This is a genomic window from Bacillus sp. IT-79MI2 (assembly GCF_949768135.1).
Taxonomy (GTDB): domain Bacteria; phylum Bacillota; class Bacilli; order Bacillales; family Bacillaceae_G; genus Bacillus_A; species Bacillus_A pseudomycoides.
In genome coordinates this window covers 288,298-313,802 of sequence record NZ_CATKPV010000051.1, presented here as the reverse complement: position 1 = coordinate 313,802, position 25,505 = coordinate 288,298, and the positions used below count along the sequence as shown (strand labels likewise).

25 protein-coding genes, 4 pseudogenes and 2 riboswitches are annotated in these 25,505 nt (G+C 35.7%); of the genes and pseudogenes, 11 read left to right on the top strand and 18 right to left on the bottom strand.

All coding sequences use genetic code 11. From position 1 onward, the window contains the following. Positions 1–13 precede the first annotated feature (13 nt). From malR to ACM6HU_RS08470, 4 genes are all read right to left on the bottom strand, one after another. Complete coding sequence (gene malR / locus ACM6HU_RS08485) at positions 14–1,036, bottom strand: maltose operon transcriptional repressor MalR (RefSeq protein WP_016116107.1); 1,023 nt, start codon at positions 1,034–1,036, stop codon at positions 14–16. A 275-nt stretch (positions 1,037–1,311) separates the two neighbouring features. Then, the gene (malD, locus tag ACM6HU_RS08480; protein WP_016116108.1) at positions 1,312–2,154 is read right to left on the bottom strand and encodes a maltosaccharide ABC transporter permease MalD; all 843 of its coding nucleotides are present in this window, start codon (positions 2,152–2,154) and stop codon (positions 1,312–1,314) included. Next, positions 2,155–3,456, bottom strand: coding sequence for a sugar ABC transporter permease (locus tag ACM6HU_RS08475; protein ID WP_016116109.1), 1,302 nt, complete (start codon positions 3,454–3,456; stop codon positions 2,155–2,157). Between the two features lie 77 nt (positions 3,457–3,533). Beyond that, entirely contained in the window at positions 3,534–4,793 is a 1,260-nt protein-coding gene (locus ACM6HU_RS08470) for an extracellular solute-binding protein (RefSeq protein WP_003199894.1), read from the bottom strand. Between the two features lie 317 nt (positions 4,794–5,110). On the opposite strand from ACM6HU_RS08470, the gene ACM6HU_RS08465 reads away from it, so the two are divergent. After that, positions 5,111–6,871: an alpha-glycosidase gene (locus ACM6HU_RS08465; protein WP_016116110.1), complete on the top strand. Its 1,761-nt coding sequence runs from the start codon at positions 5,111–5,113 to the stop codon at positions 6,869–6,871. A 41-nt stretch (positions 6,872–6,912) separates the two neighbouring features. Here the strand turns inward: ACM6HU_RS08465 and ACM6HU_RS08460 are convergent, their stop codons facing one another. Further along, positions 6,913–8,589, bottom strand: coding sequence for a glycoside hydrolase family 13 protein (locus ACM6HU_RS08460; RefSeq protein ID WP_016116111.1), 1,677 nt, complete (start codon positions 8,587–8,589; stop codon positions 6,913–6,915). A gap of 277 nt (positions 8,590–8,866) precedes the next feature. Between ACM6HU_RS08460 and ACM6HU_RS08455 the strand changes: the two genes are divergently transcribed. Next, positions 8,867–9,967 carry an ABC transporter ATP-binding protein gene (locus ACM6HU_RS08455; protein ID WP_016116112.1) on the top strand — a complete coding sequence of 367 codons (1,101 nt, stop codon included), beginning with the start codon at positions 8,867–8,869 and terminating at the stop codon, positions 9,965–9,967. Positions 9,968–10,039: 72 nt separating this feature from the next. Here the strand turns inward: ACM6HU_RS08455 and ACM6HU_RS08450 are convergent, their stop codons facing one another. The 3 genes from ACM6HU_RS08450 to ACM6HU_RS08440 all read right to left on the bottom strand — a co-directional run bounded on the left by ACM6HU_RS08450 (position 10,040) and on the right by ACM6HU_RS08440 (position 11,448). Then, a complete protein-coding gene (locus ACM6HU_RS08450; RefSeq protein ID WP_016133231.1) occupies positions 10,040–10,549 on the bottom strand; it encodes an SDR family NAD(P)-dependent oxidoreductase in 510 nt (169 codons plus the stop codon). Positions 10,550–10,614: 65 nt separating this feature from the next. Then, positions 10,615–10,713, bottom strand: coding sequence for a hypothetical protein (locus ACM6HU_RS08445; protein WP_016133232.1), 99 nt, complete (start codon positions 10,711–10,713; stop codon positions 10,615–10,617). Positions 10,714–10,992: 279 nt separating this feature from the next. Continuing rightward, positions 10,993–11,448 (bottom strand): RDD family protein, encoded by a 456-nt coding sequence (locus ACM6HU_RS08440; protein WP_016116115.1) that lies wholly within the window; start codon positions 11,446–11,448, stop codon positions 10,993–10,995. Positions 11,449–11,605: 157 nt separating this feature from the next. Between ACM6HU_RS08440 and ACM6HU_RS08435 the strand changes: the two genes are divergently transcribed. Beyond that, positions 11,606–12,031 (top strand): DUF3997 domain-containing protein, encoded by a 426-nt coding sequence (locus tag ACM6HU_RS08435; RefSeq protein ID WP_371388635.1) that lies wholly within the window; start codon positions 11,606–11,608, stop codon positions 12,029–12,031. A 41-nt stretch (positions 12,032–12,072) separates the two neighbouring features. Here the strand turns inward: ACM6HU_RS08435 and ACM6HU_RS08430 are convergent, their stop codons facing one another. The 3 genes and pseudogenes from ACM6HU_RS08430 to ACM6HU_RS08420 all read right to left on the bottom strand — a co-directional run bounded on the left by ACM6HU_RS08430 (position 12,073) and on the right by ACM6HU_RS08420 (position 13,855). After that, positions 12,073–12,258 carry a hypothetical protein gene (locus ACM6HU_RS08430; protein ID WP_016116117.1) on the bottom strand — a complete coding sequence of 62 codons (186 nt, stop codon included), beginning with the start codon at positions 12,256–12,258 and terminating at the stop codon, positions 12,073–12,075. 80 nt (positions 12,259–12,338) lie between these two features. After that, entirely contained in the window at positions 12,339–13,091 is a 753-nt protein-coding gene (locus tag ACM6HU_RS08425; RefSeq protein ID WP_033671444.1) for a hypothetical protein, read from the bottom strand. Positions 13,092–13,116: 25 nt separating this feature from the next. Then, a pseudogene (locus ACM6HU_RS08420) lies at positions 13,117–13,855 on the bottom strand (DUF4184 family protein). 233 nt (positions 13,856–14,088) lie between these two features. Here ACM6HU_RS08420 and ACM6HU_RS08415 point away from each other — a divergent pair. Continuing rightward, positions 14,089–14,490: pseudogene (locus ACM6HU_RS08415) on the top strand (AAA family ATPase); the annotation flags it as partial. A gap of 64 nt (positions 14,491–14,554) precedes the next feature. Here ACM6HU_RS08415 and ACM6HU_RS08410 read toward each other — a convergent pair. The 3 genes from ACM6HU_RS08410 to ACM6HU_RS08400 form a co-directional block, all read right to left on the bottom strand. Continuing rightward, entirely contained in the window at positions 14,555–15,730 is a 1,176-nt protein-coding gene (locus ACM6HU_RS08410) for an acetyl-CoA C-acetyltransferase (protein WP_016133233.1), read from the bottom strand. Positions 15,731–15,870: 140 nt separating this feature from the next. Next, positions 15,871–16,320 carry an NUDIX hydrolase gene (locus ACM6HU_RS08405; RefSeq protein ID WP_016116122.1) on the bottom strand — a complete coding sequence of 150 codons (450 nt, stop codon included), beginning with the start codon at positions 16,318–16,320 and terminating at the stop codon, positions 15,871–15,873. Positions 16,321–16,439: 119 nt separating this feature from the next. Beyond that, the gene (locus ACM6HU_RS08400; protein ID WP_003199881.1) at positions 16,440–16,733 is read right to left on the bottom strand and encodes a DUF3928 family protein; all 294 of its coding nucleotides are present in this window, start codon (positions 16,731–16,733) and stop codon (positions 16,440–16,442) included. Positions 16,734–17,042: 309 nt separating this feature from the next. Here ACM6HU_RS08400 and ACM6HU_RS08395 point away from each other — a divergent pair, with 309 nt between their 5' ends. Then, entirely contained in the window at positions 17,043–17,660 is a 618-nt protein-coding gene (locus tag ACM6HU_RS08395) for an ImmA/IrrE family metallo-endopeptidase (RefSeq protein WP_016116123.1), read from the top strand. A gap of 150 nt (positions 17,661–17,810) precedes the next feature. On the opposite strand, the pseudogene ACM6HU_RS08390 reads toward ACM6HU_RS08395, so the two are convergent. After that, positions 17,811–18,008: pseudogene (locus ACM6HU_RS08390) on the bottom strand (hypothetical protein); the annotation flags it as partial. Positions 18,009–18,186: 178 nt separating this feature from the next. Here ACM6HU_RS08390 and ACM6HU_RS08385 point away from each other — a divergent pair. After that, positions 18,187–18,963: a 3-hydroxybutyrate dehydrogenase gene (locus ACM6HU_RS08385; protein ID WP_414848112.1), complete on the top strand. Its 777-nt coding sequence runs from the start codon at positions 18,187–18,189 to the stop codon at positions 18,961–18,963. Between the two features lie 44 nt (positions 18,964–19,007). On the opposite strand, the gene ACM6HU_RS08380 is transcribed toward ACM6HU_RS08385, so the two are convergent. The 3 genes and pseudogenes from ACM6HU_RS08380 to ACM6HU_RS08370 all read right to left on the bottom strand — a co-directional run bounded on the left by ACM6HU_RS08380 (position 19,008) and on the right by ACM6HU_RS08370 (position 20,929). After that, the gene (locus ACM6HU_RS08380; RefSeq protein WP_414848111.1) at positions 19,008–19,169 is read right to left on the bottom strand and encodes a YvrJ family protein; all 162 of its coding nucleotides are present in this window, start codon (positions 19,167–19,169) and stop codon (positions 19,008–19,010) included. Between the two features lie 182 nt (positions 19,170–19,351). Further along, positions 19,352–19,756, bottom strand: a pseudogene (gene mtnK, locus ACM6HU_RS08375) (S-methyl-5-thioribose kinase); the annotation flags it as partial. Positions 19,757–19,846: 90 nt separating this feature from the next. After that, positions 19,847–19,988: riboswitch (SAM riboswitch) on the bottom strand. Between the two features lie 74 nt (positions 19,989–20,062). Continuing rightward, positions 20,063–20,929: a carbon-nitrogen family hydrolase gene (locus ACM6HU_RS08370; protein WP_033671490.1), complete on the bottom strand. Its 867-nt coding sequence runs from the start codon at positions 20,927–20,929 to the stop codon at positions 20,063–20,065. Between the two features lie 14 nt (positions 20,930–20,943). Here ACM6HU_RS08370 and ACM6HU_RS08365 point away from each other — a divergent pair, with 14 nt between their 5' ends. The 5 genes from ACM6HU_RS08365 (at position 20,944) to ACM6HU_RS08345 (ending at position 25,382) form a co-directional block, all read left to right on the top strand. Then, positions 20,944–22,134: a pyridoxal phosphate-dependent aminotransferase gene (locus tag ACM6HU_RS08365; RefSeq protein WP_414848110.1), complete on the top strand. Its 1,191-nt coding sequence runs from the start codon at positions 20,944–20,946 to the stop codon at positions 22,132–22,134. A 52-nt stretch (positions 22,135–22,186) separates the two neighbouring features. Beyond that, positions 22,187–22,292: riboswitch (SAM riboswitch) on the top strand. Between the two features lie 64 nt (positions 22,293–22,356). Then, positions 22,357–23,601 carry a 2,3-diketo-5-methylthiopentyl-1-phosphate enolase gene (gene mtnW, locus ACM6HU_RS08360; protein WP_414848109.1) on the top strand — a complete coding sequence of 415 codons (1,245 nt, stop codon included), beginning with the start codon at positions 22,357–22,359 and terminating at the stop codon, positions 23,599–23,601. After that, on the top strand, positions 23,598–24,257 hold the full coding sequence (locus tag ACM6HU_RS08355) for a 2-hydroxy-3-keto-5-methylthiopentenyl-1-phosphate phosphatase (RefSeq protein ID WP_016116131.1): 660 nt from the start codon (positions 23,598–23,600) through the stop codon (positions 24,255–24,257). Before mtnW ends, ACM6HU_RS08355 begins: the two co-directional genes overlap by 4 nt. Then, positions 24,254–24,892, top strand: coding sequence for a methylthioribulose 1-phosphate dehydratase (locus ACM6HU_RS08350; RefSeq protein ID WP_414848108.1), 639 nt, complete (start codon positions 24,254–24,256; stop codon positions 24,890–24,892). The genes ACM6HU_RS08355 and ACM6HU_RS08350 overlap by 4 nt, the downstream gene beginning before the upstream one ends. Beyond that, positions 24,870–25,382, top strand: a complete 513-nt coding sequence (locus tag ACM6HU_RS08345; RefSeq protein ID WP_016116133.1) for a cupin domain-containing protein — start codon at positions 24,870–24,872, stop codon at positions 25,380–25,382. Before ACM6HU_RS08350 ends, ACM6HU_RS08345 begins: the two co-directional genes overlap by 23 nt. Positions 25,383–25,505: the final 123 nt, after the last annotated feature.

Here is a 25,505-nt window from a genome sequence, read left to right as displayed (position 1 = left end):
CACTCTTAGCTTTTTACGCATCATGATCACAAGTTTGGCGCTTCAGTAATTTATGCGGAATAATAATGCATTTTGAAGTGGATTCGGAATGCTCCACCTTATCAACTAACGCTTTTGCAGCCTCATACCCTAATTGATAAATATTTACATCAACAGTTGTAAGCGGTGGGCTCGCAATTTCAGATAATAAAGCATTATTAAAGCTCACGATTGAAACATCTTTTGGTACGGCAAGCCCTTTTTTGGCAAGCGCACTTAACACCCCAAGACCGATTAAATCATCTGTTGCCATAATTGCCGTCGGCGGCTTTTCAAGTCCCATTAACTCTTCTACAGCCTGCTGACCACCCTCTCTTGAAAAATCAAAATGTAAAATATATTCATCTGGCAACATAATGTCAGCTAGTTTTAAAGCATCGCTCATTCCAGCTAAACGATCTTTCGTAACAAGTAAATCAGAACCACCGCCAATAAACGCTATCTGTTTATGTCCAAGTGAAATTAAGTATTCCGCTACTTCTCTTGCAGCTGTATAGTTATCATTATCTACATATGTAATTTCATCTTTTCTTTCGTATGGTTTTCCAATTAAAACAAATGGGAAATTTTGTTCATGTAAATATTGAATAATACGATCGTTCTCACGTGAATAAAGAAGAATAATTCCGCCGATTTGACGACCCTGTACCATCTTCACAACGCCATTAAAAATCTCCTCTTCTGTTTCACCAGTTGACATATACAACGCATAACCTTCGACATGTGCAAACGAGCTAATCCCTCGAATTACTTCTGGGAAAAATGGATTTTGAAATGCTTTACTTGCAGAACTCGGCATAACAAGACCGATTGTTTTTGTTGTTTGATTCGCAAGGCTTCTCGCATTTAAATTTGGATGATACCCTAGTTCGCTCATTACTTTACGGACACGGCGCTTTGTTTTTTCACTTATACTTGGATTATCAGCAATTACACGAGACACAGTGGAAGGTGCAACATTTGCCTTTTTCGCTACATCTTTAATTGTAACTGTCATAAAATCTCCTCCTCTCTTCTAATTCTTCATTCATATCTATTTTTATCCTGCAGTTCTACAGGTAGTAGGAGAAAACGAAAGCCGCCATTACTTTATTTCATTCCTCAAAAAATTATATTAATGTAAACTAATATTCTCCCTCTTCATGTATTGTAAGGGATACAAGCTTATTTTCCTATACTATAATATACTATTTTTTTCACATCTTTCCCCTTACAATGTCATATGAATCGAAATTCTCCCTAAAAAGAGAAATGGGACATAATGTCCCATTTTCATCCTTTCGTACCTCCAGCTGTTAAACCAGAAATAAAATATTTTTGCAATGATAAGAACAAAATTGAAATCGGTATAGCAATTAATACCGAACCCGCTGCAAATGTTGTAAATTCATTACCAAATTTTTTCGCTACCATTTCATATAACCCAACCGCTAACGTATAATTCTCTGGTGTGCGTAAAATGATGCTTGCTAAAATAAAATCTGTAAACGGACCGATAAACGTAAATAAAGCTACAACTGCCACAATTGGTTTTGCGAGCGGCATAATAATTTGCCAGAAAATACGGAAGTGCCCTGCTCCGTCCATACGAGCCGACTCATCTAATTCTTTTGGAATCGTATCAAAATATCCTTTCATAAGCCACGTATTCATCGGAATTGCTCCACCGACATAAATTAAAATTAATGCAAGATGTGTATCAATTAATCCAGTCAACTGCGCTAATACATAGAGTGCGATTAACGCTGAGAAGTTCGGTATCATTTGTAGAATTAGAAACGTTAATAATCCATTCTTTCTTCCGACAAAACGATACCTTGAAAAAGCATAAGCAGTGAAACTAATGGATAGTACCGAGAAAATCATCGTTAATACACTGACTTTCAGTGTATTTTTATACCAAAGTAAATAATTACTCTTATCAAGATTAAGTAGGTCTCGATAATGATCTAGCGTTGCATTTTTCGGAATAATACTTGATCCTGATAAACTATCTCCTGGATTAAACGATGAGCCAACAATCCATAATAATGGATAGAAAATAATGACACACATTATGAAAATGACGAAATAACTTAATGAAAGACGTAACATCTTCTGTCGTTTTATATTCATTTACATCATATCCTCTTCTTGGAATGATTTTGTTCTTTTAAATTGCCATAACGCCACTGAAATAACAATTAACGATAAAATCATCGTAAGTGCCGCTGCTTTTCCGTATTGCGCTGATGTCATTGTTAATTTATAGATCCAGGAAATTAAAATATCTGTTCCACCTGCATTTTGTCCTGAAACAGCAGGCCCCCCGCCATTAAATAGATAAATAATACTGAAATTATTAAAGTTAAACGTATATTGTGTAATTAAGACTGGCGCTGTTGCATACAAAACAAGCGGCAATGTAATTTTTTGAAATTGTTGCCATGCAGTTGCCCCATCTACTGTAGCTGCTTCATACAATTCTCCTGGAATCGATTGCAGTATTCCTGTTGCCATTGCAAAAATAAATGGGAAACCAAGCCATGTTTGAATAAAAATCAAAGCGATTTTTGCCCAAAACGGATCTGTCATCCAAGCAATTTTTTCAATCCCAAATAATGCTAACACTTGATTATTAATTGCTCCAAATGATTCATTGAACATACCAGCAAAGACAAGAATGGATACGAATGCTGGAACTGCCCACGGTAAAATAAAGATTGTACGAATCACTGCTTTCCCTTTAATACCAGGCTGATTCACTAATATTGCTAAGAAAATACCAAGTGCTACTTGCAATGTCGTTGCAACAAATGTCCAAATCACAGTCCAAGAGAATACGCTTAAAAATGTATCTCTCCACATTGGTAAAGTGAAAATATCAACAAAGTTTTTAAAACTAACCCACTCTACTAGTTTCGCAGGTGGTGAATGATATAAATCATAGTTTGTAAATCCAATTAAGAATACGAAAATAATTGGAAACACAACTACAAAAATTAATAACAGAAATCCTGGAGAAACCATCAAATATGGAAAACCTTGATCTAATAAATTACGGTATTGTTCTTTCACAGAATTTAACGGTATTCCTATATCACGTTTTTTCCCATTTTGATAAGCATCATATAAATTAAAAGCATATATTCCTAGTCCAAATGCAATAACAATTAGTGCTAAAATACCTTTTACTAATAGAAAGATAGAATGATCCCGAGGAACCTCTGTACCAAGCGTAACAATTCCCCACAATCCCATATTTAACAAATCCGCAAATGCTACGATAAATGAACCTGTTAATACAAGAAAGATAAGAGCTTTTACATATTGTTTATTGTATATTTGACCTATACCTGGAATGATTGACAACATCGCGGCTGTTTTGCGGTGTTTTGAACCATTTACCTCTTGCATTGGTTCAATGGATGCTTGCATATTTCTTCCCCCTTTTTTCTTCCCCTTGGAAGGAGGAGAATTCGTATCCCTTCTTTATAAGAGATACGAATTCCGTCTTATTTTTGCTTACTATGGTTTGCTTCAATATTTCCTTTAATTTGTTTCACAGCTTCATCAAGTGCTGGTTTTGGTTCTTGTTTTCCAGCTGCAAGTAACTCTAATGCAAATCTTGCAGGCTCCCATACTTCTTGCATTTCTGGAATATTCGGCATTGGAATACCTGTCTCAGCCTGTTTCGTTATTGCTTTTGCAGCTTCACTGTCTTTAATCATTGGATCTTCCATTAATGATTTTACAGGCGGAATTTCTTTTGATTTTTCATAACGAATTTTTGCATTTTCTTCATTTGTTACCCAATCAACAAATTTCGTTGCTAAATCTTTATTTTTTGAAAAGCTTGTTACATGCCAACCTTTTACACCAACAAAAGTTTTCATCGGTTGACCATTTGGTAATTTTGGCATCGGTGCTACACCATAATCAATTCCGTTTTTCTCCATAGCTTGAAATGCCCATGGACCATTCATAATGGATGCAGCTTTTCCTTCATTAAACAATCCATCTGCAGCTGCCCCACCAGATTCACCAATAATACCTTTTGGGAACAAGTTCTCCTTGTACCATTTTTGAATATATTCCATCCCTTGTACCGCGCCACTACTATTTAATCCGATATCGGCTGTATTCGGTTTTCCATCTTTCTCACCAAATATATATCCTCCCATACCAGCCATAAATGCATTTGCAAAATATAAATTATCTCCTAGTGCTAAAAATCCGTACTTACCATCTTTTGTGAAATCTTTCGAGAAATTATATAATTCATCCATTGTTTCTGGTGCCTTTGGCATAAGCTTTTTATTATAAATAAATACAGGTGTTTCGATCGCCTTTGGCAAACCATATAATTTCCCTTTATATGTTTGAGCTTCTATAGATAAGTCCGTAAATTTGCTCTTCACAGCATCATCAACTTTTACTTCATCAATTAAACCTTCAGTAACAACATTTCCAATATGATCATGCGGTAATGTTACAACGTCAGGACCTGTACCTGCTGGACCATCGAGACGTAGTTTTTTTGTTTGATCCGTCATTTGAATTTCAGCCACTTTTACTTTCACGTTATATTTCTTTTCAAAGCTCTTTACCGCTGGTTCTAATGCAGGACCTTTTTTAAGATCTTCCCAAACAAGAAGGTCATAATCTTTCTTCTCTTTACTCGCTTCCTTTTTCCCTGAATCTTTCGGACCACATGCCGATAACATACCAATTGTCAAAGCTGAAACTGTTAATAATGATAATGCTTTCTTCACCCTCAAAACCTCCCTAAGTTATATATGTAATAATCGACTAAAATGAAAACGTTTGCACTTACAAGTTTTATAGAAGCGCAAACAATCTTCCAATCTATGAAAACGTTTGCGCTATTTGTCTATCATTATACATTCTTTTATATATTTTGCAAATATTTTCTTTATGTATTTTTCAAAAAATTTATGAAGTCTTTCTTTATATCCATTGACTTTATGTAAAATGAATACTACCCTTATAAGCAATATTGAAGTTATATAAAAAGCAATCGTTTGCAATATATTATTATTTATAGAGATATCAAAGGGGGATTTTCTATATGTTTAAAGAAGCAATATACCATAGACCGAAAGATAATTACGCATACGCTTACGATGAAAAAACGCTCCATATTCGATTGCGTACAAAAAAAAATGATGTAGATATCGCCTCACTCATTCATGGCGATCCTTATGAATGGCAAGATGGGAAATGGATCACAGCAAACATACCGATGAAAAAAAGCGGCTCAACAGATTTATTTGATTATTGGTTCGTTTCAATCGAACCGAACTTTAAGCGCTTACGATATGGATTTGAACTAAAAAATAATACGGAAACGATCGTCTATACAGAACGCGGCTTTTTCCCTGAAACACCTAATGATGATGTTGGCAACTTTTTTTGCTTTCCATTTATTCATGAACAGGATGTTTCTAGAACTCCTTCATGGATAAAAGATACAGTGTGGTACCAAATTTTCCCAGAACGTTTTGCTAATGGAGATCCTTCATGTAATCCAGCAGATACTCTTCCTTGGGGGAGCACTGATCCAACAACTACTAACTTTTTTGGTGGAGATTTCGCTGGAGTTATCCAGCACCTTGATTATCTTGTAAAGCTTGGTATTTCCGGAATTTACTTCACTCCCATCTTTACAGCACACTCTAATCACAAATATGACACAATTGATTACATGGAAATTGATCCGCAATTTGGGACGAAGGAAACTTTTAAAAAACTTGTTAACGCCTGCCACAAGCGAGGTATAAAAGTAATGCTAGATGCCGTTTTTAATCATAGCGGATATTTCTTTGATAAATTTCAAGATGTTCTCAAAAAAGGAAAGCAATCTCGCTATACCAACTGGTTTCATATTCACGAATTTCCAATTGTAACAGAGCCACTTCCGAACTACGATACCTTCGCCTTTACACCATATATGCCTAAATTAAATACAGCCCATCCAGATGTAAAAGAATACTTACTCAAAGTAGGGCGTTATTGGGTGCGAGAGTTTCACATTGATGGCTGGCGCCTCGATGTAGCAAACGAAGTTGATCATAGCTTTTGGAGAGAATTCCGTAGTGAAATAAAAGCAATTAACCCTGAAGTCTATATTTTAGGAGAGATTTGGCATGATGCTCAGCCATGGTTACAAGGTGATCAATTCGATGCCGTCATGAGCTATCCTGTTACAAATGCCCTGCTTTCTTACTTTGCAAACGAAACAATTGGGGCAAGTGAATTTATGGAACAAATTACAGCTTCTCTTCACTCTTATTCCATGAACGTAAACGAAGCTGCTTTTCATCTATTAGACAGTCATGATACACCGAGAGTTTTAACAACCTGTAAAGGAAATAAAAATAAAGTAAAACTACTTTATGTATTCCATCTTTCTTTCATCGGTTCACCATGCGTTTATTACGGTGATGAAATCGGTATGGATGGCGGAATGGATCCTGGGTGCCGGAAATGTATGGTCTGGGATGAAGATAAGCAAGATACAGTATTATTTAAGCATATACAAACATTAATTTCATTACGAAGACAATATAAAGCATTTGGTGGACATGGATTATTCCAATGTATTGAAGCAAACGATGAACAAGGTTACATTTCTTATACGAAAATATACGGAGAAGAAACGATATTTTTTGTTTTAAATCCAACAAACCAAGAGATTTCAGCTCCTATACCTTTTGATATCGCCGGTAAAAAAATTATAAATTTATATACAAACGAAGAATTTTCAGCAGAAGCAGACTCATTACAGGTTGCACTTCCACCATATGGATTTTCAATTTTGAAATGGTAAAATATAAAAGCCTTGTGTCATTTCTGACTCAAGGCTTTTCATTATTTTAACTTGTATACCCTCGCTTCATATGGCTGTAAATCGATACTCTTAATTGTTTCATTTTGTACATCATAATTGTGTATCAATAATTCTGAACTATTATAATTTACCTCTTCTGGCATTTCAAATACACACTCATTCTCAGTAAAGTTCGCAATGACAAGTACTTTCTCATCTTTCCATGTCCGCATATAAGCAAAAACAGATGGATGGTCTTCAAAAATTAAATCATATGTTCCATACACAATGATTTCATGTTTTTTACGAAGTTCAATTAATTTTTTATAGTAATAAAAAATAGAATTTTTATCCTGCAACGCTTGTGTCACATTAATTTCTTTATAATTAGAATTTAATGCAATCCATGGTTCTCCAGCTGTAAATCCAGCGTGCTTTCCATCATCCCATTGCATTGGCGTTCTAGCATTATCTCGTCCTTTTATATAAATCGATTGCATTACTTTTTCTTCATCTTCACCACGCTCTATTACTTTTTCACGGTACATATTCAGCGTTTCAATATCTCGGTACTCATCAATCGAATCAAAGTGAACATTTGTCATCCCAATTTCTTCTCCTTGGTAAATATAAGGAGTACCTTTCATCATATGAAGTACCGTCGCTAACATTTTCGCTGATTCTATGCGGTATGTTTTATCGTTACCAAAACGTGAGACAACACGGGGCTGGTCATGATTGTTCCAATACAAACTATTCCATCCTGTTTGTTCCAACGCTTTCTGCCATTTTGTTAAATTACGCTTTAACGTTAAGAGTGAGCATGGCTTTACGTCCCATTTTCCTCCTTTTCCAGAATCTAAATCCATATGTTCAAACTGAAATACCATTTGTAATTCTTGACGCTCTTCAGCTGTATACAGTTTAGCCTCCTCTGTTGTTACACCCGGCATTTCACCAACAGTCATAATATCGTATTTCGACAATACTTTCTGATTCATTTCATGTAAGTATGCATGAATATTTGGTCCATTCATAAAGTATTGATGGCCTGATACATAACCTTCTTTCTCCGTTTTCACAGTTGGTAATCCCTCTGTTTTAGAAATAAAATTAATCACATCCATACGAAAACCATCGATTCCTTTTTCAAGCCAAAACTCCATCATCTCATAAACATCTTTTCGCACTATTTCATTATCCCAATTTAAATCTGGTTGCTTTTTAGAGAATAAATGTAAATAATATTCATCTGTCGCTTCATCATACTGCCAAGCAGATCCACTAAAAGCCGCTTCCCAGTTATTTGGCTCTTTTCCATCTTTCCCAGGACGCCAAATATAGTAATCTCGATACGGGTTATCTTTTGACTTACGAGATTCGATGAACCAATTATGTTCATCAGAAGTGTGGTTAACAACTAAATCCATCATTAATTTCATATCACGTTGATGCATTTCACTTAATAATTCGTCCCAATCGTTCATTGTTCCAAACTCATCCATAATATTACGATAATCACTAATATCATAGCCATTATCATCATTGGGAGATTCATAGACTGGTGATAACCAAATTACATCTATACCTAAGTTTTGTAAATAATCAAGCTTTGAAATGATTCCGCGAAGGTCACCAATTCCATCACCATTACTATCCATAAAGCTACGTGGATAAATTTGATATACAACACTTTCTTTCCACCATTGTTTTTCCATCATGCTACCTCATTTCATTTTTAAATCGAAAAATCCAGGCGCAAACGTTTTCATTAATGAATGATAACAGATTTTAAAACAAATGAAAACAGCGCTTACATTTTTCTGTTTTAATTTAGCCCATTTTCACAGAGAAGAGGCTTTATTTATTAAATATCCCCCCTCCATTTATGAAAACGTTTTATTTTTTTGTATCATTTTTATTTATTTTTCAAATACATTCGTTTATAATGAACACAAAGAAAACGTTTGCACAATTTCTCTAGGGGGAAAAATCATGGCAGAACTAAAGTTAGAAAATATTTATAAAATTTATGATAATAACGTAACAGCAGTAACAGACTTTAATTTACACATTCAAGATAAAGAATTTATCGTATTCGTTGGTCCATCAGGATGTGGAAAATCAACAACATTACGAATGGTAGCTGGACTTGAGGATATTTCAAAAGGGGAATTTTCAATTGATGGTAAGGTAATGAATGATGTTCCTCCAAAAGATCGAGATATCGCAATGGTCTTCCAAAACTATGCGCTCTATCCACATATGAGTGTTTATGATAATATGGCATTCGGCTTAAAACTTCGTAAAATACCAAAAGACGAAATCGATCGTCGTGTGACGGATGCAGCTCGGATTTTAGGGCTTGAGGAATATTTAAATCGAAAACCAAAAGCTTTATCTGGCGGACAACGACAACGTGTTGCGTTAGGTCGTGCGATTGTCCGTGATGCAAAAGTTTTCTTAATGGACGAGCCGCTATCAAATCTAGATGCAAAATTACGTGTAGCGATGCGCTCAGAAATTTCTAAACTACATCAAAGACTTGGGACAACAACAATTTATGTAACACATGATCAAACAGAAGCAATGACAATGGCATCACGCCTTGTCGTTATGAAAGACGGAAAAATACAACAAATTGGCTCACCAAAAGAAGTATATGAAACACCAGAAAATATTTTCGTTGGTGGATTTATTGGCTCACCTGCAATGAATTTCTTCCGTGGTAAATTAACAGAACAAGACTTTGTTATAGATGATAAGGTAAAAATCAAAGTATCTGAAGGCAAAATGAAATTGTTACGTGAACAAGGTTATGTGAATCAAGAAGTGGTACTAGGGATTCGTCCAGAAGATATTCATGATGAACTTTTATTTTTAGAGGCTTCACAAGGGACAACATTTACAACTCAAATTGAAGTTGCAGAACTATTAGGCGCAGAATCTATTTTATATACGAAACTTGGAAATCAAGATTTTGCAGCGCGCGTTGATGCAAGACATACTTTTGCACATGGTGACCAAATTAAACTTGCATTTGATATGAATAAAGCACATTTCTTTGATAGTAAAACAGAAATACGTATTCGCTAAAGTATCGCTTTTCTTTACGTTATACAGATACAAAAAACCGTCCACATATGTATTTTGGGCGGTTTCCTACTATTATACTAGGGTTCCTACTGTATGAAATGACTGTTCTTTTGCACTAATAATACCGAAAATAGGTAAATCCGTTAACATTACTTCTTCTTGGTGTTTCATAAAAGATGACGTCAATTGTTTTATTTCTATCCAAACGTCATTAATACAAAGCGCATTGGAATCGTTCTCTTGTTGGCGCGAGAAAATAGAATCTATTTTATATAACCCCGCATTATTAAAGAGCACATCAATACGATTATAAGCATCAATAGCAACTTCAATGACACGTTGCCAATCTCCTTGTTTCGCCATATCATGGGTAACAAAAAGTGCTTCACCACCTAAACCTATAATTTCCTCCGCCGTGGCTTGTCCATTTTCCTGATCAATATCCGTCACAATTACTTTTGCACCTTGTTCTGCCAACAAAAGAGCTGTACTACGTCCAATACCGATGCCACCGCCAGTTACAACGGCAACTTTTCCTGCAAGCTTCATCGTCATTACCCCTTTTGTAAGTCTTACCGTCATTCAGTATACTCCTTTCGCCCGTAGCTCTGCAAGCAGGAAAAGCCAACACTCCCATTTGTAAACGTTCACTTATTTGTTTTCCCTTTTTTCTTATTATTGTATTGATCAAAAGCTAGACCGATAAAAATAAGTATCCTCCCAAAAATTAAGCTACTTTCTGTCATTTCGTCCCCCTTGTTATATAACACACTTATTTCATTCATTATATCATTTTGTTAATTTTCAATCTAATTAACAAAAAAATAGGATATGTTAAAAGTTTGCTTTTGCTTACTTTCTAACACATCCTACATCAATATGGAGGGTACTCTATAGGAGATGTCCGCCCTATATGAACTCCATTATACCAATTAAATTTATCGAACTTTGTAAAAATTTAAGGGTACATATATTTTTTTAATACGTCCTAAATATAACTCTTTATCATTCTATCCTAGTATTCTTTAAACGAGACTCATCACTTTCGTTTTCATAATTAAGTCATGGAACCCACAATTATCGTGACGGAACAACATCATATATACGTTACAGATAGATGGAATTCCAAGCAACAATATGTTTGGTAATAACAATACAAAGAACCGTACTGTTAGCCTTTGAATTGTTAACTTTTCACTTGTTAATGATACAAGTCTTGTTCGGGTTATTTTTTTACCAATTGTACAGCCATTCCATATAAATGGAACAAAAATAAAATAGATAGCCATTAATATAAAAACAAGCGCAAGATCATATCGATAATCACCTAAGCTTATATTAAAACGATTGAAAATGGCTCCATAATTCCCCGTTACAACTGCCACAACAGCACCGTACATAACCGAGATTAAAAACATATCGATAATGGAAGCACCTATGCGATTCATTACTACCGCTGGACGATGCATCTTTAACTTCATTTTATGTCGACTCCTTTGTATCCTTCTTTACCTGTCTCATCGTACCATTTCTAAAAACCATTGTAAACAACTCATATATTGGCGTTTCTTTTCCTTTTCTTGTACAATATGTTTACCACAAGCATTTTATAAGGAGGGTCTCATATTGAAGCGATTGATGACCGTAATTGCCATTATACTTTTGACTGGTTGCACAGCAAACTCTAGCCATTCAGCTTACACCATCAATGAAGAATATGAACTAATAAATACTTCCGGAAATGCATTTGAACTTTTTCCAAAACAAGACGCTGTATATGCTACACAATATGTCCCAGCTAAAATTGTAGAAATTGCCTGGGACGATATATATATTATTGCAAAACAAATTGAAGAAAAATCCGATCCCAATAACCCAGAATCTAGTATTACAAATAAACGGAGCGAACATTACTGGATTATTGATATGAACAACAATCGTCGTTTTGGTCCTTATAATGAGAAACAATTTCAGGAACAAAAAGAAGCATTTCGAATTTCTGAACAATTACAAACCGTAGAAACCTATTTAAATGAGCAAAACAAACAGTCAGCAAACGCCTAATAACGGCTGTTTATTTCAAGAACCAAAAATAGTATATTTTTTCAGTCCATTTGCTGATTTTTATAACTTGGATGTTCCCCTGTTATCGCGATAACAGTACCGCATTTTTTACAAATTTCTACCTCTGCGACTGCCTGTGCAAATAAAGTAAGATAACCTTTTTGGTCTGGTGCTATCGTTCCTTTTTCTATCTCCTTACTACCGCATTCGTAACATCTTTTTTCCATTTTTCTTCCCCCTTTGCACTTTATAATACATTCGCTTTGATTTGACAAATTTCCTGTTCTTTTTCTATACAAAAAACATCTCACTTAGACAGTGAGATGTTAAATGTTTGCGGTTCTGTAACCGTTTCATGTGTATCACCCGTTGCAAGAACATCTGTTGTAAATGAGATTTGATTAATCTCTTTTTTCTCATCCTCGAGTATTAATCCAATTATCCCTTCCCTCGTCTCGCCTGGTTTATACTCTTCTCTTGTAACACTTTTTGTACCTACAAGCGTATCCTCCTCATATAAAAAGTTTTGTTTTGGGACATTAAATTGCTGCGTTTCATTAATAGTAATATCATTCATAGAGAAAAACTGCATGTCTTTATCTCCACTATTTTCTACCTTATATGTAATTTCAACATAACGCACTTTATCTCCAATGTCTTTTCCACTTAACGAAGCGTACAACTCAGCATCTTCTCGATTGACTTTGTCTCCAAGTCTACGCTGCACTTCTTCTGGACTTAATGCTGTATATACTTTCAATGTATCTTTTGCATCTTGACTCATTTGTGATAATGCAATAACCTTTACATCTTGTACATGAATTTTCATTGGAGCTACTTCAAACGTTTGATTAACATGTTTTAACTTTTCTAATTTAAATGTTCCCCATCCTTTTTCTTTTACAACTTGTCCAACTTTCTTTAATTCCTTGCCACCGTATTCAGTTGTTTCTGGAATAGATTCTTTCTTTACTTCTTTTTTTTCTTCCTTTTGAAAACAACCGCTTAGCAAAACGATAGAACTACATAAAATACAAACACTTTTCCATACTTTCATCATCTTACTCCTAACACTCTCATTCATACTAACTCGATTCTTCTCTTGTTTCGTATATTGCGGAAACAATGAATAGACCACAAAAAACACTTGTAAATCCAGAAACTATTATACTCCCTATTTGTAAAATTTGAAAATAGGGGTCTAGCAACGCGTGCATAGTAAACACTACTAACGCCTTAATCATCGGCCATCCCCAACATTTCCTTTTCTCTCTTGCTGAAACTATATTTACTTTTGTTTGAAAATCTCGATGTTTCCATAGAACAACATATATAAGCAGCAAAAAAACAAGACATGTACTCCCGTGCTGCATGAATTTATATATCGGCATGGAATATATACGTTGTTGTAGAGATGGTAAATTCATAAAAAAATAACCCGTCTTATGGGTAAACGCATCCCAAACGACATGTGTAAGCATACCGAATCATGCAGAATAGAGAAAAACAAAAATTTCTTTCCCTGGAGTAAGCCTCCATGGAATAGATGCTACATAACGATAGTAGACTGAAAACGGTCGGGGTAAATGCTTTATAAATGGTCGTTTTAAAATATAGTGATACATATACGCCAGACTAAAAACGAGCGGCAAGTTCAAATAAAAGAACCCTAAATGTATGTCCAGTGACACCGTATGGTCGAAAATGCAAAAAATATTCAAAATCGGGTACCATACTTCCTAATACTAGCGCTGTTACTGAAACATATCGTTGTTTCTTGCAAAAAGGAATGACAGCAGCAGGATGCGCAAATGTAAACAGCATATGTTACTCCCTTCTGAAACTAAAAAAATATTTCTATGTAAGACACCCTCTATCATAACGATATCGATTCTTGATATGCAATACTTATTTTGACATTGGAATATCTACAACTTACATGACACAATCCAAATGTAATACTTAGGAAATAGAAGTGATATCATTTTGTCCCTAATATTTGTCTTCCTCCTTATTCTATTAGAACTTTTTATAACCACGTATATAGGCTTTTTTCTATCGATGAAATTGATTCTGAACAATTTTTGGGAGGTAAGGTTATTGATTCATATGGTGGTATTTCCTTACACAATCAATCACATGGTGAATCATTTTTTTCTTTATTTATGAACCGTTTTGCAGGACAAAGCTTATATATTTTAGACGAGCCTGAAGCAGCTTTATCTCCAATGAGGCAGCTTTCTCTGCTCATTCGTATGCATGAATTAGCAGAGAAAGGATCACAATTCATTATCGCAACTCACTCTCCTATTTTGATGGCTTATCCAGAGTCCAATATATATTCTTTCTCACAAGAAGGAATCACAGAAGCAATCCTAGAGGAAACTGAGCATTATCAAACGATGAAACTCTTTTTTGAGAATCGAGATCGCTTGTTTCATCATTTGTTCCAATCATAAAGCAAAAGGTAATATTACTCGTCGATACAAAAAAAAGAAGAAGCAGCTCGCTGCTCCTTCTTTTTTATAGTGCTTCTATAAATAACGCTACCCCAATGCCACCACCGACACAAAGAGATGCAATTCCTTTTTCTAAACCTCGTCTTTTTAATTCGTGAATTAAACTTACCGTAATACGTGCACCTGTGCAACCAATTGGATGTCCAAGTCCAACACCACTTCCGTTGACATTTACTTTCTCACGATTTAAGCCAAGTTCCTTCTCAACCGCTAAGTATTGTGCAGCAAAGGCTTCATTGATTTCCAATAAATCAGCATCTTCTAATGACCAATTTACTTTCTCTAAACCTTTACGAATTGCTGGTGCTGGACCAATCCCCATAATCTTCGGATCTACCCCAGCTACAGAATAACCAACAATTCTAGCTAATGGTTGTAAGCCTTTCTCCTTAGCCTTTTCTTCACTCATTAATACTAAAACTGCACTTCCATCATTAATACCCGAGGAATTCCCTGCAGTTACTGATCCACCTTTACGAAATGCTGGCTTTAGCCCCGCCAATTTTTCTGCTGTAATATCTGCACGTGGATGTTCATCTTTTGAAAATACTACTTCTTTTCTACGCTCTTTTATTGTAATAGGAACAATTTGCTCATCAAAATAGCCTGATTCAATTGCCTGAAGCGCTAATTGATGGCTACGCAGCGCAACTTCATCTTGTTCCTCCCTTGTAATTTCATATTGTTCAACTAAATTTTCCGCTGTTTCGCCCATCATAATATGATGCAACGGATCTTCTAAAACTTCCCACACCGTATCACGAATTTCTCCGTGCTGAAGACGTTGTCCCCAGCGGTGCTGTTTCAATACATAAGGGCTTGAGCTCATCACTTCTACTCCACCTGCAACAACAACTTCACTTACGCCTAATTGTATTTGCATTGCCGCTGACATAATCGCTTGCATACCTGAAGAACATTGACGCTGGATCGTATAACCTGTAACCGTATCTGGAAATCCTGCTGCTAATGCAGCTGTTCGCGCTGTATTTGCCTCATCGGTTCTTTGAATACAATGACCTAAAATCACTTCATCAACTTCATGTGGTTCCACTCCGCCTCTTTTTACAGCTTCCTGAAGTACAGGAACAGCTAATTCTACTGGCGTTACATTTTTTAGCGCTCCTCCAAAAGTTCCAATTGGCGAACGAACTGCAGCTGTAATGACAACATTATGCATCTTGCACTTGCCCCTCTCTTATGTACCCTAGTAAGTTTTTGGATGGAATAGCATAAGATGTATATCTATATTTATCATACTACGAACATACTAAAAAATCAAAATATTTAATATAATAAAAATAGAAGGAATATTCCCTTCTATTCTGTTAACGCATATAAAAATTTTTGTAAAATTTTCTCTGTTGTTTTATTTAAATTTGGCAACTTTTCAGCAGGAAAATACTTGAGATCCAATCCTTCTTCATCAAGCTCTATTTCTCCACTCACATGATGCGCCTGATACAGATGAATCACATTATAAATTTCATCCCCATTTGGATAACGATAATATACATCTTTCCCAGAAAGAACACCAAGAAACTGCAACATCTTCGCTTCTAACCCAGTTTCTTCAAATAGCTCTCGTCGAGCCGTTTCTTCCGTTGTTTCTCCTAGTTCCATCGCGCCACCTGGTACACCCCAATCATATGTATCCGAACGATATTGAAGCAATACCTCTTGTTTTTCGTTTAAAATAATCACAGCTGCTCCTACAAGAATGAGCGGCCTTGTACCGACTGATTTTCGTAATTCTTCAATATACCCCATTATATAAACTCTCCTTTCCTCTCCTTCCTTATCATAGCAAAATTCCTTGTTTTTTTGTGTGATGTAAAAAAATATTCCTACTAACAAAAAAGGAAGCATTCGCTCCCTTTTCATTACATTTATTTTCGAAAACTTTCATATTTAACTGCTTCAAATGCTTTTTCAATCTCTTCATTTCGATAATGAACGTATGTAAAGCGCCCTAATTCTACTAACCGAGCGATTTCTTGTAATGTTTTTTGCTGTTCATATGTCTCTTCAATCGTTACCTGTACATAAAATTTCATAAGTGGATGTTCATATAAAGACTCTCCAACTTCCACATATACATCCTTCACCCCTTGAACCACCTTTACATAACTTGCAAACTGGTAAACAGCTTCTCGGTCTGATACAATTTTTAATGTATACATACATTCTCCCCCTTTTCTTTTACTATAGCAGAATAAATAACATATAATGTAATTAAACTATGAATATTTTCCGACTTCTTTTACTCATTCTTATATTCCGCTCGGCATTAATCTATATTTTGCTTGTCAGTCAAAAAAACAGTTATCAATAAACAAATTACACCAATGTACCTTCTCTCAATTTATATACATATTGGATTTTTTTCAATTTATTAAAATACATCCCTTTATAGGGTTTGTATCCATACATAGTACTTTCCCGTCACATACAGTATAGCAATAGACTGTTTTCCATTTGAGGTGTTTCTAATGGATCCATACGTAAATATATGTATTTGCATTACTCCAGGCTCCGATATTACAGACGACCGTATTGCAAAAGACTTAGCAGTCGCCGAATCAATATGGCAGCCAATTTCATTTCAAATTAAAGACGTTATTATACTAAATGAATCATTTAGATTTCACGATGGTGAAATTAGTTATATTGATTCTATCCAAATCCAACCAAAAGTTTCTTCTTTTTTTAACACTTGCTCATCACAAGTTCCAAATTGTGATATTTATATTTGTTATATTGGAAGCGATTATTTTAAAGAGCAGTCCGTAATTGCATGTGCCTATTCATTTGTTATAAACCAAATCCTCACAGGTTATATCATCCTTACTAACGCCGCTTCTCCTATGAAAAATATATATACGCTTGCTCATGAAATTGGTCATATTTTATTCACACGACGTATAGAAGGGAAACTTACACATGCTGACCCTCACTCGCAAACCGGCTCTGAACATCACCCTTCTTCCACAAATCTCATGTATCCAATCGTACCTCGTCCTGATCAAGTACACATTGATTCTTTATTAACAAAAGAACAGCGAGCATTATCTTTACAAAGTTCTTTATTACACAAAGAAAAACAGTAACCCATTCGTTACTGTTTAAAATAAAATATTCCAGTCTATATGCCCAATACCAGCCACAAAGAAAGGGCGATCCTATATATTCACTTTTCTTGTCTCTAATTTTGTATGAATCATTACAAGAACAAATAAAATAGCTAATTTTATAACCCCTATCCGAACAAGCTCATTTACATATACTTTCGGTGAGCTTCCGAAAATATCCTCTACACTTTTCCCATCATTCTCACCTTCAATTAAGTGTAGTTCTGCATCTTCTAAAAAACTCTCGATATCACTTTTTTTGACACCCTTTGCCGCCAAAAAGATTCTCATATTTAACAAAAAATTCTGCGCTTCTGTTGATATCATCACTTGCGCCTCCCCCTCCCTTTCAGCATTTGACTTGTCGACATGATCCAAATCCTCCCTCTATCCTGTTATGCAAAATAGATAACCACATTTTCCCCAAAATCTTTGCAGGATTTTCGTTACACTTCCTCTAAATAGAGCAATAGGATAAATTCTATATAAAGGGGTGTTTTTCATTGTGGTTACAAATCGTGTTGTCTTTTTAACAGGTGCTGCAAGTGGTATTGGTTATGAAATGGGAAATGTATTTGCAAAAGAAGGAGCACAAGTGGTCATTAGTGATCGCCTTGAAGATCGTGCAAAGGAAGCTGCTGAACAGTTGCGCAAGGAAGGATATGAGGCAATCGGTCTAAGATGTGATGTTACATCTGAGCAAGAAATATCCGAAGCTATTTCTGAAACTATTACTAATTTCGGCTCACTTGATGTGTTAATAAATAATGCTGGTATGCAACACGTCTCACCAATTGAAGAATTTCCAACCGATAAGTTTGAACTTCTTATTCAAATCATGCAAATTGCGCCGTTCATTGCAATAAAACATGCGTTTCCAATTATGAAAAAACAAAAGTATGGACGAATTATTAATATTGCATCTATTAACGGTCTTGTCGGATTTGCTGGAAAGGCTGCCTATAATAGTGCCAAACACGGTGTGATTGGTTTAACAAAAGTTGCTGCCTTAGAAGGAGCTGTACACGGCATTACTGTAAATGCTCTTTGCCCAGGCTATGTTGATACGCCTCTTGTCAGGAATCAACTCCAAGATTTAGCGACAACACGAAACGTTCCACTAGAAAGAGTATTAGAGGATGTCATCTATCCCCTCGTACCTCAAAAACGATTGCTAGCTGTTCAGGAAATTGCCGATTATGCTTTATTTTTAGCAAGTGAAAAAGCAAAAGGAATAACCGGCCAAGCAGTTGTTATTGATGGGGGTTATACGACGCAATAATCTTTGTTACAAAAGGCTTTGCTCATTGAGAGCAAAGCCTTTTGTCATTTTGTTTCGTGCGGATCTTCATACCTTGTCATCTGTTGTGGTAATTTCTCAATTGCAACAATTACACCATCTAATTTACTTTCAATACGATGCAGTAAATATAATGTCACAACAATTGGAAATCCAACATTACCGATCATAGATATCCATTCCCCCATCTATTTCCCCTCCTTTCTTTTAAATAAATAAGCAAAAGAAAGGAAATTGGGCAATAAAAAACAAGCCACTGTATATTATATATACCCCTTTTAATTTTCCGACATATAAGTCGCAGTTATGAAAACAAAAGAAGTTCTCCACTCATTTTCTCCTTCTATTTTCATATGGTATGGGGCTAAAAAAGGAACTGACCGCCCCTACCCATAGGCGGATAGTCTTCCCCTTCACTCAATCCTTTACGAGTAATTGTAAGAGTTGACAAATCTTCCATTACTGTCACAGCTAACTCTTCATCATGACCATATACTTTCGGAACATATTCTGGTACATATTTTGCAAAAACTTGTAATGCTTGACTTTCAATTGTGGCTCTTCTTAACGAAAGTGGCCAGCTTTCTCCAACGACTTTTGCATATGGAAGAGCCTGTTTTATGATAATACCGCGTTCTCCATCATGGAGCCTAAATACATAATTTAAATTTCCATCTCCTATTTCATGACAAGTTACCTTTGCTTTTTTCTCAAAGTATCCATGCTCTTTTACATATTGAACTGCTGTTTCTTCTGTTAATGAACGATATCCCATTTTCTTATCCCCCTTTTTTAATTCAGAGGTTTTTCATCATAAGAAAAACCTCTTTCCATGAAGAAAGAGGTTTGAAGTTCAGCTTCTCCCCTCTTATCTGTCAGAAAGCTATCCTTTCTGCTGGAATTAGCACCGTGCCTTTTTGGCGCATAAACGCCCCATCTCACAATGGTATTACGGTCGGTTGCTGGGTTTCATCGGGCCAAATCCCTCCACCTGCTCTTGATAAGAGTTGCATGATTTATTTGAATTTTTAACTTTCTGCTACAGACTATAACAAGAATAAAAATCATTTGTCAATATTTTTTATTTATATAATTCTGGACGTCGATCAGTAAAGACAGGAATTCCCTTACGCACCTCCTTAACTTTTTCTAAATTTAGCTTCCCATGTAAAATAGATTCTTCTTCTCCTGCTTCTACTACAATTTCTCCCCATGGATCAACAATAAGAGAATGTCCAGCAAACACATTATTCGGGTCCTCTCCTGCTCTATTACATGCAACCACATAACATTGATTTTCTACCGCTCTCGCTTGAAGAAGTAAACGCCAATGAGCTAAGCGAACAAGCGGCCATTCTGCTACAACGAATAATACATTTGCCCCTCTTACAGTATGAACACGCATCCATTCCGGAAAACGAATATCGTAACAAATTGTCCCCCCGCACTGCACATCATCTAACGTGAACTCACCAGTTCCATCACCAGCTATTAAATACTTATGTTCGTCCATTAACTGGAACAAATGTACTTTACTATATTCATTTTGCACTTCACCTTCGCGATTCACAACATACATCGTATTCGTAACACCTTGTTTTGTTTGCTTTGCAACAGAACCCCCAACAATATTCACCGCAAATTGCTTCGCCCATTCTGATAGAAGTTCTTTCGTTTGTATTCCTCCTTCATCTGCAATTTCAGGAAGTCGTTTTAAATCATAACCAGTCGTCCAAAGTTCTGGTAATACAATAACGTCTGGTTTTCTTTGCATCGCTTCTTCTATTTTTTTCTTTGCATTTTCAATATTTGTGCTCACATCACCAAAAGCAATATCCATTTGAATACATGCGACTTTCATTTTATCCGCCCCATTTTCAATTATTTTTTCTTTACAAAAACTTGGAAAGGTTATATCATTTGTCACTAGAATTGTAACAACTTTCAAAAGAGGTGGAAAGTATGAAATATTTTCAATCTTCCGAGATTTTAACATCCTTACCAACACAGTTTTTCGCTTCACTTGTTGCAAAAGTTAACCAAGTGGTTGAAGCAGGTCACGATGTTATCAATCTAGGGCAAGGCAATCCAGATCAACCAACACCGCCGCATATCGTAACAGCTTTACAACGTGCAGCAGAAAAAGCAATTCATCATAAATATCCGCCATTTCGCGGACATGAAAACTTAAAAACAGCCGTTGCAACGTTCTATGAACGTGAATATGGAGTCAAAGTAAACCCTAAAACAGAAGTTGCTGTTTTATTTGGCGGAAAAGCAGGGATTGTTGAATTACCGATTTGTTTTACAAATCCTGGTGATCCAATTCTTGTACCCGATCCAGGATATCCTGACTATTTATCAGGTGTCGCTTTAGCAAAAGCAAAATTTGAAACGATGCCGTTATTACCAGAAAATGATTTCTTACCAGATTACACTAAAATCGATGATACTATTGCCAAACAAGCGAAATTGATGTTTTTAAATTATCCTAACAATCCAACTGGTGCTGTCGCATCAAAAGAGTTCTTTGAGGAAACAATTACATTTGCAAATGAAAATAATATTTTAGTGGTTCACGACTTTGCTTATGGAGCAATTGGTTTTGATGGTAACAAGCCAACTAGCTTCTTACAAGCACATGGCGCGAAAGATGTTGGCATTGAAATTTATACATTATCAAAAACATTTAATATGGCTGGTTGGCGCATCGCCTTTGCTATCGGTAACGAAAGTGTAATTGAAACAATCAATTTATTGCAAGATCATATGTATGTCAGCATTTTTGGCGCTGTACAAGAGGCTGCTCGTGAGGCACTATTAAGTTCACAATCTTGTGTAACTGAACTAGTTGATCGTTATGAATCTAGAAGAAATGCCCTTATTTCAGCTTGTCAATCAATCGGCTGGAATGTAGTCGCACCAAAAGGCTCTTTTTTCGCTTGGCTTCCCGTTCCCGATGGTTTTTCATCTGAACAGTTTGCCGATATATTACTAGAACAAGCACATGTAGCAGTTGCACCTGGAGTCGGGTTCGGCGAACATGGCGAAGGCTACGTTCGTATTGGATTATTACATACAGAAGAGCGACTACAAGAAGCTGTTCAACGAATCCAGAAATTAAAAATTTTCAAAAAACCATTGACATCCTAAAAAAACTCTGTCAAAATTCAGATATCGTAAAAATTCAAACATTTCTAAATACTTCTTATCAAGAGCAGGTGGAGGGACGAGCCCGATGAAACCCGGCAACCGATCTACAATTGTAGGCACGGTGCTAATTCTCGCAGCATTACGCTGACAGATAAGGAGCTGGTTGTAAAAAAACCTCTCCTTAGCTGAGAGGTTTTTTTATTTAACTAGGAGGTTATAAAAATGAGCGGAATAACAGCAACCTATTTAATCCATGATGATTCTCATAATTTAAACCAAAAAGCAGAACAAATCGCTCTCGGTTTAACAATTGGTTCATGGACTCATTTACCACACTTATTACAAGAACAATTAAAACAACATAAGGGCAATGTCATTCATGTAGAACAATTAGAAGAACAAGAGCATGTAAATACGTATCTCGGAAAAAAAGCGACACGTGGACTCATTAAAATTCATTATCCATCACTAAATTTCAGCCCTGATTTACCAGCCATTTTGACAACAACATTTGGAAAATTATCACTAGATGGCGAAGTTAAACTGATTGATTTAACATTTTCAGATGACTTAAAAGAACATTTCCCTGGCCCTAAATTTGGCATTGAGGGCATTAGAAATCTCTTACAAATTCACGACCGTCCACTTCTGATGAGCATTTTCAAAGGAATGCTTGGACGCAATATAGGATATTTAAAAACACAGCTCCGTGATCAAGCAATTGGTGGTGTAGATATTGTAAAAGATGATGAGATTTTGTTTGAAAATCCATTAACACCGCTCACAAAACGAATTCATTCTGGAAAAGAAGTGTTACAGTCTGTATACGAAACATATGGTCATAAGACTTTATATGCAGTGAATTTAACAGGGCGTACATATGATCTTAAAGAAAATGCAAAACGTGCCGCCACAGCTGGTGCAGATATTCTTCTGTTCAATGTATTCTCGTATGGATTAGATGTATTGCAATCACTTGCGGAAGATGATGATATATCGATTCCAATTATGGCACATCCTGCTGTAAGCGGCGCATACGCTTCATCGGAATTATATGGACTTTCTTATCCATTGCTACTTGGAAAGCTACTTCGTTATGCTGGTGCAGATTTCTCTTTATTTCCATCACCATACGGCAGTGTTGCACTAGAAAAAAAAGAAGCTCTTCTTATTACAAGTAAACTAACTGAAAAAGATCACTCTTTAAAACGAAGCTTTCCTGTTCCATCAGCTGGTATTCACCCTGGTTTTGTTCCGTTTATCCTTCGTGATTTTGGCAAGGATGTTGTCATTAACGCAGGTGGTGGTATTCATGGTCACCCAGCTGGAGCGCAAGGCGGTGGAAGAGCATTTCGAGCAGCAATTGATGCCACTTTGCAAAGAACACCATTGCATGAAGTAGATAACACTGATTTACATGCTGCACTGCAATTATGGGGGAATCCATCACGTGGGGTGAAACAATGAGTCTTCAAATTTTTTGTGACTTCGATGGTACGATTACGAACAATGATAATATCGTTGCGATTATGGAAAAATTTGCTCCACCAGAAGCCAAAACGATTAAACAAAAAATTCTATCACAAGAACTTTCTATTCAAGAAGGTGTAGGGGAATTGTTTTCTCTTTTACCTACAAGTTTACAAGATGACATCACTACTTTTATAAAAGAAACAGCGGTGATTCGGGCTGGATTCCAAGAGTTTGCACAGTTTGTCCAAATAAATCAGATTTCACTTCATATTATATCAGGAGGAATGGATTTTTTCGTCTATCCTCTTCTCAAAGGACTAATCAGCCCAGATCATATTTATTGCAATACGACTGATTTTTCAGGGGAAACAATTAAAGTAAACTGGCCTCATCCTTGCGATGAACATTGTAAAAACAAATGCGGTCTTTGCAAATCAACACTGATTCAGCAATTAAGTTTAAACGGTGATTTTAACATTGTAATTGGAGATTCAATTACAGATTTACAAGCAGCAAAACTTGCTGATAAAGTATTCGCTCGTGATTTTCTCATTACAAAATGCCAAGAACATCAAATTTCCTATACAGCATTTGAAACGTTTTATGACATACAGACAGAAGTTCAGCAATTGTTGGAGGTGATAAAATGAGACAACTTTTTCGTCAATGGGAAAAATTGAGTAAATTAAAGAAAGAATTAACGGATCGCAACTGGTTTCCTGCTACAAGTGGAAACATTTCAATAAAAGTGAGTAACACTCCAATGACCTTTCTTATTACAGCAAGCGGAAGAGATAAAACGAAAACAACACCTGATGATTTTCTATTAGTTGATCAAACTGGAAAGGCTGTTTTAGAAACCGATTTACGCCCTTCAGCAGAAACATTGCTACACACTCATATTTACAATCATACAGAAGCTGAATGTGTCTTACATGTCCATACAATTGATAACAATGTAATTACAAACGTATACGACAAAGAAATCTCATTTTCTAATCAAGAAATTATTAAAGCTCTTAATATATGGGAAGAAGGAGCCACTATCAAAATTCCAGTTATTGAAAATCACGCTCATATTCCAACGTTAGGAGAAGATTTCCGAAAACATATTCATGATGATGCTGGAGCTATATTGATTCGCAACCATGGCATTACCGTTTGGGGAAAAGATAGCTTTGATGCAAAGAAAAGATTAGAAGCATATGAGTTTTTATTCCAATTTCATATAAAACTATTATCAATTCAAGGAGGCGTTTCACATGGCGCAAATTCGTATTCATGAAATAAATACCCGTATTGAAAATGAACAGGAAGTAAAGCAATTTTTACATGGAGAAGGCGTTTTATATGAGAAATGGGATATTTCAAAACTTCCTACTCATTTAAAAGAAAACTACTTCTTAACTGATGAAAACAAAAAAGAAATTTTAACAGTATTTTCCAATGAAATCACTGATGTTTCAGAACGTCGAGGTTATAAAGTACATGATGTTATTTCCCTTTCAAATGCAACACCTAACCTCGATGAGTTATTAATTAACTTTAAACAAGAGCATTATCATACTGACGATGAAGTTCGCTTTATCGTCAGTGGGCATGGTATCTTTGCTATCCAAGACAAGGATGGTCGCTTCTTCGATGTTGAACTTGAGCCTGGTGATCTAATTTCTGTACCTGAAAATGCAAGACATTATTTCACATTACAAGATGATCGCCAAGTTGTAGCTATTCGTATTTTCGTTACAACAGAAGGCTGGGTTCCTATTTATTAAGGTAGTTAGTTGAATAAAAGGGATTGGATCCCCTTTTCCTTCCTTTTATTCACTCTACATATATACATCCTCCTATGGAACAGGCTTATTTCACGAATATGAAATAAGCCTGCTTTTTTATTT

Excerpts from the sequence above, each read along its gene's own strand:
- ACM6HU_RS08355 (WP_016116131.1), top strand. The coding sequence starts at position 23,598 with ATGAGTCTTCAAATTTTTTGTGACTTCGATGGTACGATTACGAACAAT.
- ACM6HU_RS08440 (WP_016116115.1), bottom strand. The coding sequence starts at position 11,448 with ATGAAGTTAAAGATGCATCGTCCAGCGGTAGTAATGAATCGCATAGGT.
- ACM6HU_RS08425 (WP_033671444.1), bottom strand. The coding sequence starts at position 13,091 with ATGATGAAAGTATGGAAAAGTGTTTGTATTTTATGTAGTTCTATCGTT.
- ACM6HU_RS08410 (WP_016133233.1), bottom strand. The coding sequence starts at position 15,730 with ATGCATAATGTTGTCATTACAGCTGCAGTTCGTTCGCCAATTGGAACT.
- ACM6HU_RS08430 (WP_016116117.1), bottom strand. The coding sequence starts at position 12,258 with ATGGAAAAAAGATGTTACGAATGCGGTAGTAAGGAGATAGAAAAAGGA.
- ACM6HU_RS08350 (WP_414848108.1), top strand. The coding sequence starts at position 24,254 with ATGAGACAACTTTTTCGTCAATGGGAAAAATTGAGTAAATTAAAGAAA.
- ACM6HU_RS08380 (WP_414848111.1), bottom strand. The coding sequence starts at position 19,169 with ATGGGGGAATGGATATCTATGATCGGTAATGTTGGATTTCCAATTGTT.
- ACM6HU_RS08435 (WP_371388635.1), top strand. The coding sequence starts at position 11,606 with ATGACCGTAATTGCCATTATACTTTTGACTGGTTGCACAGCAAACTCT.
- ACM6HU_RS08450 (WP_016133231.1), bottom strand. The coding sequence starts at position 10,549 with ATGACGGTAAGACTTACAAAAGGGGTAATGACGATGAAGCTTGCAGGA.
- ACM6HU_RS08405 (WP_016116122.1), bottom strand. The coding sequence starts at position 16,320 with ATGGGGTATATTGAAGAATTACGAAAATCAGTCGGTACAAGGCCGCTC.
- malR (WP_016116107.1), bottom strand. The coding sequence starts at position 1,036 with ATGACAGTTACAATTAAAGATGTAGCGAAAAAGGCAAATGTTGCACCT.
- ACM6HU_RS08365 (WP_414848110.1), top strand. The coding sequence starts at position 20,944 with ATGAAATATTTTCAATCTTCCGAGATTTTAACATCCTTACCAACACAG.
- malD (WP_016116108.1), bottom strand. The coding sequence starts at position 2,154 with ATGAATATAAAACGACAGAAGATGTTACGTCTTTCATTAAGTTATTTC.
- ACM6HU_RS08345 (WP_016116133.1), top strand. The coding sequence starts at position 24,870 with ATGGCGCAAATTCGTATTCATGAAATAAATACCCGTATTGAAAATGAA.
- ACM6HU_RS08400 (WP_003199881.1), bottom strand. The coding sequence starts at position 16,733 with ATGTATACATTAAAAATTGTATCAGACCGAGAAGCTGTTTACCAGTTT.
- ACM6HU_RS08395 (WP_016116123.1), top strand. The coding sequence starts at position 17,043 with ATGGATCCATACGTAAATATATGTATTTGCATTACTCCAGGCTCCGAT.
- ACM6HU_RS08445 (WP_016133232.1), bottom strand. The coding sequence starts at position 10,713 with ATGACAGAAAGTAGCTTAATTTTTGGGAGGATACTTATTTTTATCGGT.
- mtnW (WP_414848109.1), top strand. The coding sequence starts at position 22,357 with ATGAGCGGAATAACAGCAACCTATTTAATCCATGATGATTCTCATAAT.
- ACM6HU_RS08455 (WP_016116112.1), top strand. The coding sequence starts at position 8,867 with ATGGCAGAACTAAAGTTAGAAAATATTTATAAAATTTATGATAATAAC.
- ACM6HU_RS08465 (WP_016116110.1), top strand. The coding sequence starts at position 5,111 with ATGTTTAAAGAAGCAATATACCATAGACCGAAAGATAATTACGCATAC.
- ACM6HU_RS08475 (WP_016116109.1), bottom strand. The coding sequence starts at position 3,456 with ATGCAAGCATCCATTGAACCAATGCAAGAGGTAAATGGTTCAAAACAC.
- ACM6HU_RS08460 (WP_016116111.1), bottom strand. The coding sequence starts at position 8,589 with ATGGAAAAACAATGGTGGAAAGAAAGTGTTGTATATCAAATTTATCCA.